General features: G+C 40.4%; 11 protein-coding genes. 7 read left to right on the forward strand and 4 right to left on the reverse strand.

What is annotated here, in order from left to right; genetic code table 11:
• Positions 1-17: 17 nt before the first annotated feature.
• The 3 genes from sdhA to sdhC are packed head-to-tail and all read right to left on the reverse strand — an operon-like array spanning position 18 to position 2,502.
• Complete coding sequence (sdhA, locus tag DK865_RS05225; protein WP_099075916.1) at positions 18-1,784, reverse strand: succinate dehydrogenase flavoprotein subunit; 1,767 nt, start codon at positions 1,782-1,784, stop codon at positions 18-20.
• Positions 1,784-2,128 (reverse strand): succinate dehydrogenase membrane anchor subunit, encoded by a 345-nt coding sequence (gene sdhD / locus DK865_RS05230; RefSeq protein WP_006537664.1) that lies wholly within the window; start codon positions 2,126-2,128, stop codon positions 1,784-1,786. Before sdhD ends, sdhA begins: the two co-directional genes overlap by 1 nt.
• Positions 2,122-2,502 carry a succinate dehydrogenase cytochrome b556 subunit gene (sdhC, locus tag DK865_RS05235; RefSeq protein ID WP_129586864.1) on the reverse strand — a complete coding sequence of 127 codons (381 nt, stop codon included), beginning with the start codon at positions 2,500-2,502 and terminating at the stop codon, positions 2,122-2,124. The genes sdhD and sdhC overlap by 7 nt, the downstream gene beginning before the upstream one ends.
• Before the next feature lie 622 nt (positions 2,503-3,124).
• Between sdhC and DK865_RS05240 the strand changes: the two genes are divergently transcribed.
• On the forward strand, positions 3,125-4,408 hold the full coding sequence (locus DK865_RS05240) for a citrate synthase (RefSeq protein WP_023581182.1): 1,284 nt from the start codon (positions 3,125-3,127) through the stop codon (positions 4,406-4,408).
• An 80-nt stretch (positions 4,409-4,488) separates the two neighbouring features.
• Here the strand turns inward: DK865_RS05240 and DK865_RS05245 are convergent, their stop codons facing one another.
• A complete protein-coding gene (locus tag DK865_RS05245; protein ID WP_023581181.1) occupies positions 4,489-5,250 on the reverse strand; it encodes an AraC family transcriptional regulator in 762 nt (253 codons plus the stop codon).
• A gap of 100 nt (positions 5,251-5,350) precedes the next feature.
• On the opposite strand from DK865_RS05245, the gene DK865_RS05250 reads away from it, so the two are divergent.
• From DK865_RS05250 to DK865_RS05275, 6 genes are all read left to right on the forward strand, one after another.
• On the forward strand, positions 5,351-6,481 hold the full coding sequence (locus tag DK865_RS05250; RefSeq protein ID WP_109391388.1) for a multidrug effflux MFS transporter: 1,131 nt from the start codon (positions 5,351-5,353) through the stop codon (positions 6,479-6,481).
• Between the two features lie 375 nt (positions 6,482-6,856).
• A complete protein-coding gene (locus DK865_RS05255) occupies positions 6,857-10,585 on the forward strand; it encodes a DUF4132 domain-containing protein (protein WP_109391389.1) in 3,729 nt (1,242 codons plus the stop codon).
• Positions 10,586-10,610: 25 nt separating this feature from the next.
• Positions 10,611-11,720 (forward strand): ATP-binding protein, encoded by a 1,110-nt coding sequence (locus tag DK865_RS05260; protein WP_023581179.1) that lies wholly within the window; start codon positions 10,611-10,613, stop codon positions 11,718-11,720.
• Between the two features lie 99 nt (positions 11,721-11,819).
• Complete coding sequence (locus DK865_RS05265) at positions 11,820-14,402, forward strand: DUF5682 family protein (protein ID WP_036912080.1); 2,583 nt, start codon at positions 11,820-11,822, stop codon at positions 14,400-14,402.
• Positions 14,389-15,546 carry a VWA domain-containing protein gene (locus DK865_RS05270; protein ID WP_109391390.1) on the forward strand — a complete coding sequence of 386 codons (1,158 nt, stop codon included), beginning with the start codon at positions 14,389-14,391 and terminating at the stop codon, positions 15,544-15,546. Before DK865_RS05265 ends, DK865_RS05270 begins: the two co-directional genes overlap by 14 nt.
• Positions 15,543-17,618 (forward strand): SWIM zinc finger family protein, encoded by a 2,076-nt coding sequence (locus DK865_RS05275; RefSeq protein ID WP_036912077.1) that lies wholly within the window; start codon positions 15,543-15,545, stop codon positions 17,616-17,618. The genes DK865_RS05270 and DK865_RS05275 overlap by 4 nt, the downstream gene beginning before the upstream one ends.
• Positions 17,619-17,666: the final 48 nt, after the last annotated feature.

Genomic DNA, 17,666 nt, shown 5'->3' on the forward strand with positions numbered 1-17,666 from the left:
TTCAATAACACCGCTGATTAATATGTACGCACTTTTGGTGGGAAGGCTTCACGCAGTTTCGGCTGCATATTGACTTCACGTCGTGTCATTGTTTCGGTTTGCGGTTGATATAATGTATGACATAACCAGTTCGCATCATCACGTTCTGGGAAATCGAAACGGCTATGAGCGCCACGGCTTTCTGTGCGGAAGTTTGCAGATACCGCAGTGGCATAAGCCGTTTCCATCAAGTTATCTAATTCTAAGCATTCAATACGCTGAGTATTAAACTCACTTGAATTATCATCCAGTCGTGCATTTTGTAAGCGCTCACGAATCACTTTCAGTTCTTCTAAGCCTTTTGCCATCGCATCGCCTTCACGGAATACCGAGAAGTTATGTTGCATACAAGATTGCAGTGCTTTACGAATTTCAACGGGATCTTCACCAGAACGGTTGTTTTCCCAGCGATTTAAGCGAGTTAATGCAGCTTCGACATCAGAATCGCTCGCGTCACGCATTGTGCCTTGTTCCATTAGTGACTCTTTTAAGTGAACCCCTGCTGAACGACCAAATACAACGAGGTCTAACAGTGAGTTACCACCTAAGCGGTTTGCACCATGAACAGATACACAAGCAATTTCACCTACTGCGAACAATCCAGGAATAACAACATCTTCGCCCTTCTCGTTTACACGGATAGCTTGACCCGTCACTTTTGTTGGGATCCCCCCCATCATATAGTGACAAGTAGGAATAACAGGAATTGGTTCTTTAACTGGGTCAACGTGTGCGAAAGTTCGAGATAGATCAAGGATACCCGGTAAACGAGATTCAAGAACGTCTTTACCCAGATGATCCAGTTTTAATTTCGCATGAGGCCCCCAAGGACCATCACAACCACGGCCTTCACGAATTTCGATCATAATAGAACGCGCAACCACGTCACGACCTGCAAGGTCTTTGGCGTTTGGTGCATAACGTTCCATAAAGCGTTCACCGTCTTTATTCAACAGATATCCGCCTTCACCACGGCAACCTTCGGTCACTAATACACCCGCACCTGCAATACCTGTTGGGTGGAATTGCCACATTTCCATATCTTGCAGAGGAACGCCTGCGCGAACCGCCATACCCACACCATCACCTGTGTTGATATGCGCATTAGTGGTTGATTGGTAAATACGACCGGCACCGCCAGTAGCCAAAATCGTGGCGTTTGCTTTGAAATAAACGACTTCACCCGTTTCGATGCAAATGGCAGTACAACCAACGATATCGCCATCTTGGTTTTTCACTAAATCCAGTGAGTACCATTCTGAAAAGATGGTTGTATGGTTTTTTAAATTTTGCTGATAAAGGGTATGCAATAATGCGTGCCCAGTACGGTCAGCGGCAGCAGCTGTACGTGCAGCTTGTTCACCACCAAAGTTCTTTGACTGACCACCGAATGGACGCTGATAAATACGACCATCATCTAGGCGAGAAAATGGGAGTCCCATATGTTCCAGCTCTAAAATTGCTTCAGGGCCGGTTTTACACATATATTCGATAGCGTCTTGGTCGCCAATATAATCGGAACCTTTTACCGTATCGTACATGTGCCATTCCCAGTTATCCTCATGAGTATTACCTAGTGCAACAGTAATCCCCCCTTGAGCGGAAACAGTATGAGAACGAGTAGGAAAAACTTTAGAAATCAGTGCACAAGACAGACCCATTTGAGAAATCTGTAAAGCGGCACGCATACCCGCACCACCAGCACCAATAACAACAGCATCAAACTCTCTTACTGGCAGATTCATTACACACCCCACACCACAATTGTTCCATAAATAAGATAAACCAACAGCGCAACAACGATAATCAGTTGTAAAGTCAGGCGTAATGCCAGCGGTTTAATATAGTCCGTTAACACTTGCCACATTCCGATCCACGCGTGAATAAGAATAGAAAGCAGGGTCAAGATGGTGAACACTTTGGTTAAGGATGAGCTAAAGAACCCACGCCATACCTCATAGGTTATTTCTGTTGTAGCAATAAACCCTACAAGATAAAGAACATATAAAACGATAATAATGGCTGAGGCACGAAGGAATAACCAATCCTGTATGCCAGTACGGCCTAAAGTAGAAGAATTACTTACCATACTAATACCCCCGCCAATATTGATAAAATAACGGTAATAACCATTGATGCAGCCGCTGAGTTGCGACCCACAATCAAGGTTTCATCAATAAAGCCGAAGTCCATTAGCATATGACGGATACCACCACAAATGTGATACGCCAATGCCGTTAGGATGCCCCACAAAATAAATTTCGCGAAGAAGCCAGTCATAATTTCAGCAGCTTGCTGAAAACCTTCAGGAGAGGAGAGAGAGGTGCCAAGTAACCACAGTAAGATGCCAACTGCGACTAACATGATAACCCCAGAGACACGATGCAAGATCGATGCGATAGCAGGGAGTGGAAACTGTATCGTCTGTAAATCCAGATTGACAGGTCTTTGTTTTTTCACAATTTATGCCCACACAGCTTTTATAATTTTTCCTTCCTCCGGACCTGGATGGAAATCAAACAGCGAATGGGGTACAAAGGCACATCTTAAGTAAAATGTTAAATCCGTCTATTTTACAAAAAGTGTGGATTCGTTACGCTGGTTCTCCATACAACAACGGTTCCGGAGACCTGCGCGCAGTATAAGTGCTTCACAAACTTATTACAATTACCACACAACTTGTGTGCCCGACATTTGCCTCGAACAGTGAGAGGGATCACTATTTAATACATCTGATGCAAAAATGATTATCATTTTTGACACATGTACAACATTTTTATTACATTCACCGTATTATTTTAATGTTTATGTTTTTTTTGTGCGCAAACACGCTTCCAGAAACCTCAAACTTATGTAAAAGTGATAGCAGTACTAATTCTAAGTGCATTGCATAAAAAAGCACCTAAAAAACATAACATCAAAAGCTCCTTAACATAAGTGACACACTATAGACCTAGACATTACGGGCATTAAATAAAACTCGGCTGGGTACCTTACATCAACTATAGTTTCACTATCGAAGTGCATCTTTATGAAGATACCCTCGACTTTGTTAGGAGACATATAAGCGCTAAGGAGATTATAAATGGCTGATAACAAAGCTAAGCTAACGATTGCTGAAACATCTGTAGACTTGGACGTTCTATCCCCTACACTCGGTTCCAAAGTTATTGATATTCGTACTCTCGGCTCCAAAGGTTATTACACCTATGATCCCGGCTTTACTTCAACCGCCTCTTGTGAGTCAAAAATCACTTTTATTGATGGTGATAACGGTATCTTACTTCACCGTGGTTTCCCTATCGGGCAATTAGCGACTGAATCAACATACTTGGAAGTCTGTTATATCCTGCTGTACGGTGAAGCACCGACACAAGAGCAATACGATAAATTTAAAACTACCGTCACTCGTCACACCATGATCCATGAACAAATCACTCGACTGTTCCATGGTTTCCGTCGCGACTCTCACCCGATGGCGGTTTTATGTGGTGTTACTGGCGCATTAGCTGCGTTCTATCACGATGCATTGGATGTCAGTAATCCTGTTCACCGCGATATCACGGCTTATCGCCTACTATCAAAAATGCCAACAGTGGCAGCCATGTGTTACAAATACTCTATTGGTCAACCTTTCGTTTATCCAAAAAATGACCTCTCCTATGCTGGTAACTTCTTACATATGATGTTTGCAACACCATGCGAAGAGTATGTTGTTAACCCAGTACTTGAACGCGCAATGGATAGAATTTTCATCCTTCACGCAGATCACGAGCAAAACGCATCAACTTCGACAGTGCGTACTGCGGGTTCTTCGGGTGCAAACCCATTTGCATGTATCGCAGCAGGTATCGCGTCACTTTGGGGACCGGCTCATGGTGGTGCTAACGAAGCTTGTCTACGTATGCTGGAAGAGATCAAAACGGTTGAACATATTCCTGAATTTATTAAACGTGCAAAAGATAAAAATGACTCCTTCCGTTTAATGGGCTTTGGTCACCGTGTTTACAAAAACTACGATCCTCGTGCAACAGTAATGCGTGAGACCTGTCATGAAGTGTTAAAAGAACTAAACCTCAATGACAGCTTACTTGAAGTGGCTATGGAATTAGAACGTATTGCTTTAAACGACCCGTATTTTATTGAGAAAAAACTGTATCCTAACGTTGACTTCTACTCTGGTATTATCCTTAAAGCGTTAGGTATTCCATCCAATATGTTTACCGTTATTTTTGCTATTGCACGTACAATTGGTTGGATTGCTCACTGGAATGAAATGCACGAAGATGGTCTGAAAATTGCGCGTCCTCGTCAGCTTTATACTGGTTATGATGAGCGCGAGTTCAAAAGTGAAATTAAAAAGAAATAATTGAGTTTTATTCATTATCTATCTTGCTAAGCCCCGTTTAAATCGGGGCTTTATATTTTAAATATATCGATAAAATTCGATCAGCTTTTTAAATATTCTTGCGGTGTTTGCCCTGTCATTTTTTTGAAAAAAGTAATAAAGGCACTGTCACTGGCAAATCCTAATATCTGACTAATATCAATATAACGATGATGGGTAGCTAATAATTCAATGGCTTTCATTAATCGCCATTGTTGGCGCCATTGTTGATAGCTGAGCCCCGTTTCTTTATAAAATAAGCGTGTGATCGTTTTTTCACTCGCCCCCACATACTTTGCCATTTCTTGTAATGCTGGCGGTAAATCATCAAAGGATAAACGACTTAACCGTCTATCTTTAGGCATAAATAAATGATTAGGTTGTCGCGGTGCATGAGCGATTTCATCAAAGAAAACAGCCAATAAATTGGCGTAACGCCCTTCTTCCCACTGAGTATCAAAATCAGCAATAGAAATTCGCTCTAATATTTCGCGTAAAAGAGGTGAAATTGTTAAGATCTCACTCTCATTGGGAAAATGATCATGAAATTCTTCACTAATATAAACTGAACGATATCCAACAGAGGCGTACATTTCGACGCGATGTTCGAGTCTCGGGGGTATCCACGCAATCCTCATGGGAGGTAATACAGAAACGCGGGAAGCCAAAGTAATTCGCATACACCCTGACTGCGTAAATAACAACTGCCCTCTATCATGAGAATGAAATCCTGAGTCGTGCTTTCCCATTTCTGCGGCAATACCAACGACTGATGCAAGATGCTCTTCTGGCACAAAGCGGTCGTATTGATTAAGCCAAGCCATCACTTGTCCTATTTAAAAAATAATATGTCTTTATGTTTATAACAAGACATTCATTATCTCTGTATTCTGTCCATCAAGATTTAAGGATGTAGGATAAAAGATGAACAAAAAACTCTCTTTATGGTTAGCAATTGCATTAATGATGTTTCCACAAATTGCAGAAACCATTTATAGCCCAGCACTGACTGATATTGCAAATGGCTTTCGTGTCAGTGCAAACGAGGCTGGACAAACACTTTCGCTCTATTTCTTTGCGTTTGCATTGGGCGTCATTATATGGGGTCGATTATGTGATGTCATTGGTCGTCGTCCGACAATGTTAGCTGGATTGTTTATTTATGCCGTTGCTTGTCTAGGCGTTTTTATGACACAAGATTTTTCAGTCTTACTTGGATTACGCATGCTTTCTGCTTTTGGTGCAGCAGTAGGTTCAGTGGGCACTCAAACTATTATGCGTGATGTGTATAGTGGTGATGAACTGGCTAAAGTTTTCTCTGTTATGGGAGCGGCTATCGCACTCAGTCCAGCAATTGGGATGTTAAGTGGTTCATTATTAGTAAGTTATGCGGGTTACCAAGGTGTGTTTAGTGGCCTTGCCCTTCTTGCTGTCATGTTACTGTTATGGAGTACTTTTGCTTTACCAGAAAGTCGCCCTGAAACAGTTAAAACAGCACCGTTAGGAGAAACTGCAATAAAAATGCTTAAGGATAAGCAAATTGCTAAAACAGTATTATTAATTGCCTTTTTTAATATCAGCCTCTTTGCTTATTATCAATTAGCACCTTTTATGTTTGATAAACAAGGTTATAGTGCAAGCACCTTTGGTTATAGTGGTATTGCATTGGCAATAGGTGTCGGGATTGGCTCTTATATGAATAAAGCACTATTAAACCGTCATTGGCAATGTGGAAATTTAGTTTTACTCGCGAGTTTTATTGCATTAGTCAGTGCTGTGGGTGTTTATGTATTACGTAACCACATTAGCTTTATTATTCCAATGATGACCAGCGTTATTGCTTATGGTATTGCTATTCCCAATATCTTAGCGACTGCATTAGCACAATATAAAGATCGTTTAGGTACTGCGGGCGCATTATTAGGCTTGTTTTACTATCTGTTAATTGGTGGTGGGCTTGCACTGGCAGGATGGGGACAAAGTTTAGCGATAACGTTACTCATTTGTAGCATCGGTTCCTTATTGTTGTCTTTTTCTCGCCAAACGGCTAAATAATAAACTTACCCCGTATCTCTTAAAGGTACGGGGTTTTCTCTTACAATTGATCTTATTTTCTGCTGTTATTTTTTAATCAATTTCGCTAAGGGTTAACGCTTATTTTGCTTAACAGACAATTCTTAATCTTGTTCAATTCCACAAAAAATGCCTTTATTATCATTTCTTCGTTTTTAGCACTTTTTCCTGATATATCCTTTTATATAAGGACAAGTTGAACATTAATAAAGATTAGTGACTTTATTTAGTGTTTATCTCTATAAATTTAACCAATATTATCTCTTGCCTTTATTTATTATAACAATAATCAAATTGTTCGTTACGCTGTTTCATGGTAAAAAAACTGTTTATCCATACATAGCTTAAGGAACTGGCGTGATAAAAAAAATCTTAGACATTTTCCCACTTTTTGGGAAAAAAGACGTCGCAATTACCGAAAAACATCTCCAAGAATCACTGGTGTTGCTTGCAATATTTGATGAGAGTTTGCCTAAACGTACATTAAATTATGTACTTACAGGTGAAAATCCGGAGATCCTTTTCGAATTAAATAAGCTGGATGCTTCAAAAGCGGCCGTTTATTTTGATAAACCAGGTACGTTAGAGTGGTGGTATGCACATAACGTGAATACAGGCCAATATAATAAAGTTATCACTCAAGGGCTGAACGCACGACACAAACTCTATTCTAAAGTCGGCGATGGCTTTTCAGCAGAACAAGTTGCGCGTTATGGTAAGGTTCTCGCGGCGGCTTGCCAAGATGTCAATATTAAAGTTATCACAAAAGAAGTCCCCACTTGGGTGCTGTATCTTTTAATTGATGTGTTTTACAACACTTATGAAAATGCACGCAATCTCAATTTAGAGCATCGTAAACATTGGAGTATGGAATTTATCGCTAATATGGTCGAAAAAGAGGCCAATATTGCAGGTGAAAATGCCTTATTCGCAGTGTTTGATAGAAAAGAAGTTTCTGAATATTATGCCTCTAATCTTAAGCGTATTTATGAATTAAGTGATTTAAAAGACTACCTACTTTCACATCAAGACTTTATCAGAACAGAGTTAGTTGAAAAATTGTCAGCAAATGGCTTAGTTGAGTTAATTAATTACCTCAATAAAAATACTGTATTACGCGACACTTTTGCCGACATTATTGTATTACTTGCCACCAGCAGCTTAAAAAGCGTTAAAAAAACCGCAGAGCCAATTTTAGTCACCTTACCGCCTGAAATTGTTAAAGAAAATCTTACCCATGTTTTAATGAATGGTACGCCAAAACAACGTACTCAAGCAGCCGATTTATTTGCACGCCAAGGTGAAAACCGCGATGTCCTTGAAGAAGCGTTAAAACATGAAACCTCTAAAGCGGTAATGAAAAGTATTGAAAGCGCCTTGTTACGTTTTAATGTTGCAGAAGATGCCAATACCGTAGAGGCTATTGAGCTTCCTGATTTCACGCCATTAGAAGATACACCATTACCTGATAGCGTTCGCGATATGATGGTTAATAACTTCAATGAGCTATTGCTCAAAGCCAAAGAAAATGCTGAGCGTGAAATTGAAGAAAATAAAACGGCTAAACATTCTTATAATTGGGCACAACGCCATTATAAAGATTTGTCTAAGATTAATGAAAAGCAGTGTCGCGCATTAGTGGATAAATTAAATAGCGGACAAGGCTCAATCCAATCAAATGAAATTCAAATCATTAAACATAAAAATCGGGTTTTAAATTTACCTGAATATACTCTGTTCCATGCTGTGCGTGTGATCGTTAATAATCGCCAACATGCCGATCACTTCTCTTCTCACTATTTTAACGGCGAAATTCCTGAGCGCTTATTTAGTGATATTGAATTACGTCACCTTGAAGATGTGTTGCAACGTTGCAATTTTAAAAATGCAACCCGACTGACAGCGGCATTATGTTTAGAATCTTATGAGGATGGTTTAAAACGCTTCCGTAAACCAGAGCAAGTTTGGCCTTTCTTCTCTCAACATCCAGATTATATCGCTGAAGCCCTGAATTTAATGCCAAATCAAAGTGAGCATCGTTATCGCCAGTTTGAAATTTCACAAGGCATTAAAGTATTAGGTCGTTTCCCTACCATTCCAGCGCAATTCGTGCCTCGAATTATGGAATTGGCATTAGGTGAAAATAAAATGCACCGCGTTTCAGCGCAGAATTTACTTGAAACACTGCCAAATATTCATACAAGTGCTCAAGAAGGTTTATCTTCTGCGAAACAAGAAATTCGCGTTACCGCGATTGACTGGTTAGCTCGTTTAAAAAATCCAGAGTCATTACCTGCACTAAATGCCTTATTGAAAAAAGAGAAGCGCGAAATAGTACGTGCCTCTTTATTAACGGCGTTAGAGCAACTTGGTGAAGATATATCAAGTTATTTATCACCAAAAACTTTATTAGCTGAAGCGGAAAAAGGTCTTAAAGCTAAAGCACCTTCAAGCCTTGCTTGGTTTAACTTTGATGCTATTCCGGCATTAACATGGGAAAACAAAAAAGCAGTTGATCCAGCCATTATTCGTTGGTGGATTATTCTGGCAGTAAAACTAAAAATGCCAGGAGGAAACGCGTTATTACAACGTTATATCGGCCTGCTCTCTCTCGATAGCCAACATAAGCTTTCAAGTTTTATTCTACACACCTTTGTTGCTCAAGATATTAAAGGACCAACACTTGAAGAAGCGATGGTAGAAGCACAACGTGAAGCTCCGGGTCGTTTAAGCAATTATCAAAACTGGGCGAAGCGTTATCCTGAATATTACGCTAAATATGAAAACTACACTTTAGAGCAAGTGATTGAAGAGATTAAAAACGAGGTATTACGTCGTTATTTAGGCTCAGCAATCAGTGATAAAGGTATGTTAGCGCTTATCTGTGGTATTGAAGGTCATGTTGCGGTATCTGTATTACGTAACTATATGCGTGATCACTATCAGCGTCGTGCGCAAATTGAAGCGATGATTGATGCCGTAGCATCAAGCAATGATCCGATTATCATTCAGCTTCTTCTGTCATTATCTCGTCGTTATCGTACTGCATCAGTGCAAGAAAAAGCGCGTAACTTAGTCACGCAAATTGCTGAACGTAATGGCTGGAGTTCAGATGAATTAGCGGATAGAACCATTCCAACCGCGGGCTTTGATGATACCGGTACATTAGTGCTGGAATACGGTGAGCGTACCTTTACTGCGAAGATGGATGCAAAACAAAAATTAGTCTTGTTTAATCCTGAAGGGAAAGAAGTTAAAGCCTTACCTGCTGCGCGTAAAAATGATGATCCAGAGCTTATCAAAGAAGCGAAAAAACTCTTCACTTCAAGCAAAAAAGAACTTAAACAAGTTATCGAACTACAAAGTGTGCGCTTATATGAAGCGATGTGTGCTCAACGTCAGTGGTTAAGCACGGATTGGCAAGAATATATCTTAGCGCATCCAATCATGCATAAACTGATTGAACAACTGGTTTGGCAAGAAGTGAAAGATGGCAAGGTTATCAATACATTCCGCCCTTCTGATGATGGTGCATTGCTTGATCTAGAAGATGATGAAGTGACTTTACAAAATGATTCATTGATCCAGCTTGCTCACGCAGCATTAGTTAATGAAGATGAGCGTAAAGCATGGATGGCTCATTTTAAAGATTACAAAGTGAAATTCTTGTTCTCTCAGATGGAGCATAAGATCCCAGAATTAGATCTGAAGCAAACTGAAGTGGAAGATAGAAAAGGCTGGATCACAGACACCTTCACGTTACGCGGTATTTTAACCAAAATGGGTTATCAACGAGGCCCTGCAGAAGATGGTGGCTCGTTCTCACACTATTACAAATTCTTCTCTAGTTTAAACTACTACGTGAATATCGGTTTCAGTGGTAGCTATGTGCCAGAAGAAAACATTCCAGCGGTCTTATTCGATTTGAGCTTTGAGAAAAATCAGCAAGATTACTGGGATCGTAATAATGTTGAGCTAAAAGATGTACCACCGATTCTATTAGCAGAAAGCTATGCCGATTATCTAAAAGTCGCTGAAGCTTGCGCAGGATTTGATCCTGAATGGGAAAAGAAAACACCTTGGTAAAAGATAGGGATAATTAGGAAAGAATATGGCTAAAAAAGCACCCGCAGATCAACAAGCAATTAGGGAAAGCGCTGAGGTTCGATTTGCTCAAGAGTTAGAGCGTTTAACAAAAGCTGATGCTAATAATCCTAAACCACAAGGATGGCTTCGCTCTCCTCGTGCTGTACGCCAATTTATTTTAGGTGATGATGCATTAGGTATCACACCTAAGTTTTTTGGCGATGATGCATTGGTCGATCGCGCCATTGTCACATTATTAGGTAAACAAGGTTTAATGCTGGTTGGTGAACCCGGCACAGCAAAATCGATGCTTTCAGAGCTTTTTGCAGCCGCCATCAGTGGTGATTCAGGATTAACGATCCAAGGTACGGCTGGCACAACAGAAGATCATATTAAGTATTCGTGGAACTATGCATTGTTATTGGCTGAAGGTCCAACAGAGCGTGCGTTAGTCGGTTCTCCGTTATATCAAGGCATGCTACAAGGCAAAATTGTTCGCTTTGAAGAGATAACCCGCTGCCCTCCTGAAATTCAGGATGTGTTGGTTTCCTTGATGTCAGAGAAACAATTGATGATCCCTGAAATGGGTGATGGTGCGCGTATTAGTGCAAAACCCGGATTTAACCTTATCGGTACAGCCAACTTACGTGATCGCGGTGTTCATGAAATGTCAGCCGCATTAAAGCGCCGTTTTAACTTTGAGACAGTGAAACCTATTCGTGATCCTGCATTTGAAATTAGCTTGATCCAATCACAACTTGAGAATGAATTAGGCGCTTTAGCAAGTGAAGTCACGGTACCCACAGATGTGGTGGAATTGCTGGTCACTACATTCCAAGAGTTGCGTTCAGGTAATACCAAAGATGGTGGCAATATCAAAACACCGGATGCGGTGATGTCAACCGCAGAAGCCGTGAACATTGCTTATGCTTGTGCCTTAGAAGCGCATTATTTAGGTGATGGTGTGATGAATGCGGGTGCAATTGCTCGCCAATTAATCGGTGTTGTATTAAAAGACAATGCTGATGATATCAAGCGTATTCGTTATTACATGGACAACGTAGCACGAGAGAGAGCAAGAAACAGTAAAGAGTGGAAAGCTTTCTTTGATGCATCAAAAGAGTTTTGGCAATAAAACGCTAAGACTTATGGCTACGCATTAAAATACGTTATTTATCCATTAAAGGCAGAGTTCACTCACTCTGCCTTTTCACCCAGAAAAGGGATCGACACGGTGACGCTACCTTCAATACCTTTACCAGAAAGAATTGACCAAGCACGACTGAAATGGACGTCGTTACAGCAACAACATCTCTATTTTGCCCCTGTACGCCACCATAGCCCTGCTTGTGCCTACGGTGTTTTATCACTTATTGATTCAGTAAAGCCTGACTATATTTTGATAGAAGGCCCGGATACGTTTAACTCACTGATCCCAAGTTTAAACGATAAAGACACACTTCCGCCGATCGCCATTATGGGACAAGCCGAGTATTTACATAACGATGGTGAACAAGAAGACCGTGAGAAATCGCTACACTCCGCCTACTTCCCTTTTTGTGAATATTCACCAGAATGGCAAGCATTACGTGGTGGATTGCGCGTTAATGCAAAAACACGCTTTATTGATTTACCTTGGGCAGCTCAAGTTAATAACGAAGAATATAGCGACTCACAAAGTCGTAGCTTACAGAAAGAACGTTATTTAGCCCATAGCCAGTTTATCGCGCAATTAGCCAAAAAATGCCACTGTCGTGATCATGATGATGTTTGGGAGCATCTTTTTGAATTACGTCATATTGAAGCCTTGGCGGATTGGCAAACACTGTTTAATGACACCTTTGTTTGGTGCGCCCTTGCTCGTCTTGACTATGAACCACAAGTCCTTGAGGCTGAAGGCTCTTCACAACGTGAAGCCCATATGCTGACGCACATTAAAACGATAAAACAGCAAGAGCCTAATGCCAAAATTCTTATCGTGACAGGGGGTTTTCATACGCTTGCTTTAATTGAAGGCTTGGCAGATCCACAATCGCAATCATTTACCCTCGCCAGCACAGAACAAAAGCAATTCACTAAAATGCAAAAAATGGGCGAAAATGAACAAGCTTGGCTTATTCGCTACAGTTTTGACAGATTAGATGCACTTAACGGTTATGCTTCGGGCATGCCTTCTCCGGCATTTTATCAACAAGCTTGGCAAAGCTTAATGCAACAACATCATGATAAATTAGAAAATAATGATGCGGCAAAGCAGCCAACCCAAGTTTATCGCAATAAAATGGGGATTGCTTTTCTAAGCTCTGTGGCTCAGGCGATTAGAGAAAAACAATTTGATAATCCACCTAGCTATTTAACAGTAAAACTCGCGGCTGAACAGAGTTTACGCCTCGCTTTACTCAGAGATCACGCCGGTACCGGTCGCTATGACTTGCTTGATGGTTTACAAAGTGCCTTTATTAAAGGCAGCTTAGATGATAGCCAAAGCGAATTATGGGCTGAAATTAAAACCTGCTTCTCTGGCTATCTCTTAGGTAAGATCCCATTAGGAACAGCCACACCTCCTTTAGTCAATGAAACCTATGAACGCGCCAGAGCGTTTCGCTTCAAACTTGATGATACTTTAACAAAAACAACTAAGTGTGATGTTTACCGTAACCCGCAACATCGCTTAAGAAGTCGCTTTTTACATTTATTGGCTTTCTTAGAGATCCATTTTGCACACCGTGTAAACGGTCCTGATTTTCTTTCTGGTCATCAATTAGATCTGTTATTTGAAGAGTGGCAATACGCTTGGACCCCCAATGTAGAAGGTGAGCTGATTTCATTATCAGAGAAAGGCTCTCAACTTGAAGCCATTGCCCTAAATAAGCTGTTATCAATGGAAAAACAGCTAGAGGAACAAGGGCAAAGCCGTTCAAGCCAAAGTGCTGTCACGTTATTAATTCAAGCGGCATTAATTGGGCTTCATCAGCGCATACCCTCACTCTTTAAACTGTTAGATAGCTATATTCAGCAAGATTTTCGTCTTGAGTCACTCACTCAATGTGGACATAAACTGATCCATTTATGGCGAGGTCGCCAATATCTTGATATTACTGATGAGCTTTCACTTGAAAATCGTCTACATCAAGTTATTCCACAAGCTTTCTTTTGTTTAGAACAATTGGCTCAGGGTGATGAGCAACAACAAGAAAGTAATTTACAAGCGCTACTCTCTTTGCGTGAATTGATTGAATTTATGCCGTCACTCAATAATCAGCATGATTATAAAAGTGATTTCTATCAGCAACTCAATCGCCTTGATGGTCAATTAGATACCGTACCTTTATTAAAAGGTGCCGTAGATGCGTTACGTTATTTAGGCTCATATATTGACGAAAATACATTAGTCACCGCGCTAAATACGACCTTTAGTACAGGCAGTTCTCCCGAACATGCTATTGGTTATTTCGTCGGTATGATGCGAACGGCACCAGAGCTGGTTATTCGCCTACCGCTATTAGTTGATCACTTAAATACCTTGTTACAGCAATGGGATGAAGAACGATTTATTCAGATCTTACCTGATCTGCGTTTTGCCTTTAGCCAACTTAATCCCAAGCAAAATGCGGAGCTTGCACAATATATTGCCAACGATATTGGTTTAGATACACAAGCGTTATCTTTATGGCAGTCAGAATTTAGTGCTAAACAGATGCTTGAAGCCACTAAACTCAATCAAAAATTACAACAGCGAATAATGGAACAAGGCATGACTTCTTGGTTTGATGCTAAGAAAATAGAGAAAGGAGATACGACTCATGAGTCAGCATAATGACGATATGCCTGAAGAAGATAAAATAAAACAAGCAAAACGCTGGCGCCTGATTTTAGGTCAATATGCTGATGATGCTCTTGGGCAAGCAACTTTTAATGCTGATGATTTAAAAGTTGAACGCACACTCGACTTTCTCTATCGCCGAGAATATCAACGCAGAGGTCTTCGCCAAGAACGAGGTCGTCATGGATCACTCGATGCATCGCAACTTACTGCGGTAAACTGGCTAAATCAAGCGCGTAAGCTATTCCCTAATAGCACATTTGAACGTATGCAATCACAAGCGATTGAACGTTATCAAATCAGTAGCTTTCTTAAAGATCCCAATACGTTAAAAGCGATGGAGCCGACAAAAGCGTTAGCTAAAACATTATTAAGCTTACGTGGACGTATGAGTGAAGAAACGCGAGACGCGGTTAAAACCATTATTCGTAAAGTGGTTGATGATATTTTACGTCAAATTCGTAATAACTTTCGCCAATCGTTAACAGGTCGTCGTAACCGTTTTAGACGCTCTTTAGTCCCCAATAGTCGTAACTTTGATTGGCGCGCAACCATCGCGGCGAATTTAAAACATTACGATACTCAAAATCGCCGTTTAGTGATTGAAACTCCCTATTTTAACTCACGGATGCAACAGCACTTTCCGTGGGATGTGATTCTTTGTGTTGACCAAAGTGCGTCAATGTCCAGCTCAATTATGTATGCCGCGGTTTGTGCCAGTATTTTAGCCTCTTTACCTGCTGTTAATGTCTCTTTAGTGGTTTTTGATACTCAAGTTGTCGATTTATCACATTTAGCAGACGATCCTGTTGAAGTTTTAATGACAGTCCAATTGGGAGGCGGTACTGATATTGCTGGAGCAATGCAATACTGTGAAAGTTTGGTCAAAAATCCTAAACGCACCGTTATTTCACTTATCAGTGACTTTGAAGAAGGTGGATCATTAAATCGCTTATTAGATTGCACACAACGCCTTAATAGCCAACAAGTTAAATTATTAGGGCTTGCGGCACTTGATGATGAAGCTCAACCTGTTTATGACTCTGCAATTGCACAAAAACTCGCGGATAGAGGCATGCAAGTTGCCGCGTTAACACCTGAACATTTCGCACAATGGTTGGCAGAGGTAATGCAATGAGTTGGCAAACTGTTTACTTTCATTACGATGAAGATGCGCTCACTGTATTTGCTAATGCAGGATTATTAAGACGCGCAAGAAAAGATGTTGATAACGAAAAAGTCTCTCTCACTGATGCCAATACAGGGCAGTTCAGTAGTGACGGACAACATGTTGTTTTACACGAAGCGGGTATCCAACAAGCCCGTTGTGATTGTTCTGCATCTGGTTGTTGTAAACATATTTTAGCCGCCGTTTTATGGCTACAAGCCAATAATAGTGCAGATAATTCAAATGATGATAATAGTAATGAAACATCATCAGAAACCATTACTGATCCCGTTGAAATTGTTCCTCTGTTACCCACCTTATTGACTCTTGAGCCAGAAGCATTAATCAAAAAAACAGGAAAACCCGCTTGTCGTGCGGCAATTAAATTAGTTGAGCAGTGGGAAACAACAACATTAAATTTAGAAGACACAGGAACACAGTTAAAGATTCAACTCCCTGATGTTGATGAGCCTGTTATTTTCTTACAAGGTAGTGGTTACGATGGCATGTTATCGCCTTTTTCTGACTCACAGAAAAAAGCATTCCACCTTGCAATTGTGGCTAAACTATTTGAACAACATGCTCAACCATGGGTTTGGCCTGAAGATTTAATCATTGTGCAATCTTCGAAACGCCCTCTCAATGAAGAAGAATTAGCATTAATTACGACGGTTGAACAATTTATTTATGATTTATTGCGCCAAGGGCTATCACATATCAGTTTAAGCAGTGCCACACAGTTGCACTTATTGAATATGTCGGCTCGAGCAGAAGGTTTACCTCGTTTAGCGTCGTATTTGCGGACATTAAGCACCCAAGTTAAGTTATTGGCAGAAAGACATTTCACAATGGATGAAAGCAATGTCTTGCGCTTGTTGGCACATATTTCAGCCTATCTATTCCAATTATCCAATGCGACACCTGAACAGTTAAAAGTGTTACGAGGACAACTTCGTCGTCAATATGACGATAAAAAAACGAGCCTCTCTCTGATCCCTGTTGGTGCAAACTGGTGGACAGCACAAAGTGGTGCATTAGGTGCAACCTTTACCTTTTGGGATAAAGAAGAAAAACAGCTCTTACAAGCGACACAAGCACGCCCTAATCAACTGGATACTCTGTTTAACCGTTATAGTGTTTGGAATAGTTTATCGTTATGGAAACAAACATCCGATAAATTAATGCGTCGTCCTTTTTTATTGCAAGAGCCTCGTATTTCTGATGAAGGAAAACTGGCGACTATTGGCGAAAGCTTTGCACAAAACCAAACGGACTTTCTTGATATTACGGATTATCACAATCTACAAACTGAATTAGGGATCAACAATTGGCAAGCATTACCAGACTATTTTGCTAATCAACCTGAAGGATTTCTTTCTCCTCTCGTCTTACATATCAAAAGCTATAAGCCTTTAATTTGGTATGAAATAGAGCAGTGCGTTATTTGGGATGTTTCAGATCATCATGATAATTCAGCCTTCTTACGTCTTTATTGGGAAGGAACAATGCAAAATAATCTGGAAGAATTACGTTATCTCACTAAGCGAGAATTAGAGATAGTTGCGGTCACTGTGCAACCTGTTCGACGTGATTTAAATATAGATTTATTGCCAACGACCATTTGGCTTAAAACGACAAAAGGCATTGAGCTATTTTATCTCGATTTTGACCAATTTCCGCGTAAGAAAAAACAATCAGAGTTTATTAACCGTATTCAAGAATATATGGCGAAACGTAAGCAACAAACGGCAATGCATCATAGTGAACCGACGTTAGCACAAAAATTTTGTCGCCCTATTTTGTCCGTATTAGAAGCCCAAGCCTGTACTGGAAGAGAATTACTTTCTGAAATGCAAAAAGAGCAGTTAGAAATAAGCAAACATACTGCTGACGATTTAGGAATGACATTAATTGCCAACCCATTAGCTCGTTATCTGACATTAACGACACGTGATCCTCAGGCTTTACTACAGTTAATTTGGTTATGCGATAATCTGCAACAATTACAAAGCCCGTTACCCATTCAGCTTAATGAGCAATAAAAAGTAAAAAGCTATCTCTCTTTAATTAGAGAGATAGCTTATCAGATA

This window comes from Proteus cibi, from assembly GCF_003144405.1.
Lineage (GTDB): Bacteria > Pseudomonadota > Gammaproteobacteria > Enterobacterales > Enterobacteriaceae > Proteus > Proteus cibi.

Excerpts from the sequence above, each read along its gene's own strand:
- sdhD (WP_006537664.1), bottom strand. The coding sequence starts at position 2,128 with ATGGTAAGTAATTCTTCTACTTTAGGCCGTACTGGCATACAGGATTGG.
- DK865_RS05245 (WP_023581181.1), bottom strand. The coding sequence starts at position 5,250 with ATGGCTTGGCTTAATCAATACGACCGCTTTGTGCCAGAAGAGCATCTT.
- DK865_RS05240 (WP_023581182.1), top strand. The coding sequence starts at position 3,125 with ATGGCTGATAACAAAGCTAAGCTAACGATTGCTGAAACATCTGTAGAC.
- DK865_RS05275 (WP_036912077.1), top strand. The coding sequence starts at position 15,543 with ATGAGTTGGCAAACTGTTTACTTTCATTACGATGAAGATGCGCTCACT.
- sdhA (WP_099075916.1), bottom strand. The coding sequence starts at position 1,784 with ATGAATCTGCCAGTAAGAGAGTTTGATGCTGTTGTTATTGGTGCTGGT.
- DK865_RS05270 (WP_109391390.1), top strand. The coding sequence starts at position 14,389 with ATGAGTCAGCATAATGACGATATGCCTGAAGAAGATAAAATAAAACAA.
- DK865_RS05260 (WP_023581179.1), top strand. The coding sequence starts at position 10,611 with ATGGCTAAAAAAGCACCCGCAGATCAACAAGCAATTAGGGAAAGCGCT.
- DK865_RS05250 (WP_109391388.1), top strand. The coding sequence starts at position 5,351 with ATGAACAAAAAACTCTCTTTATGGTTAGCAATTGCATTAATGATGTTT.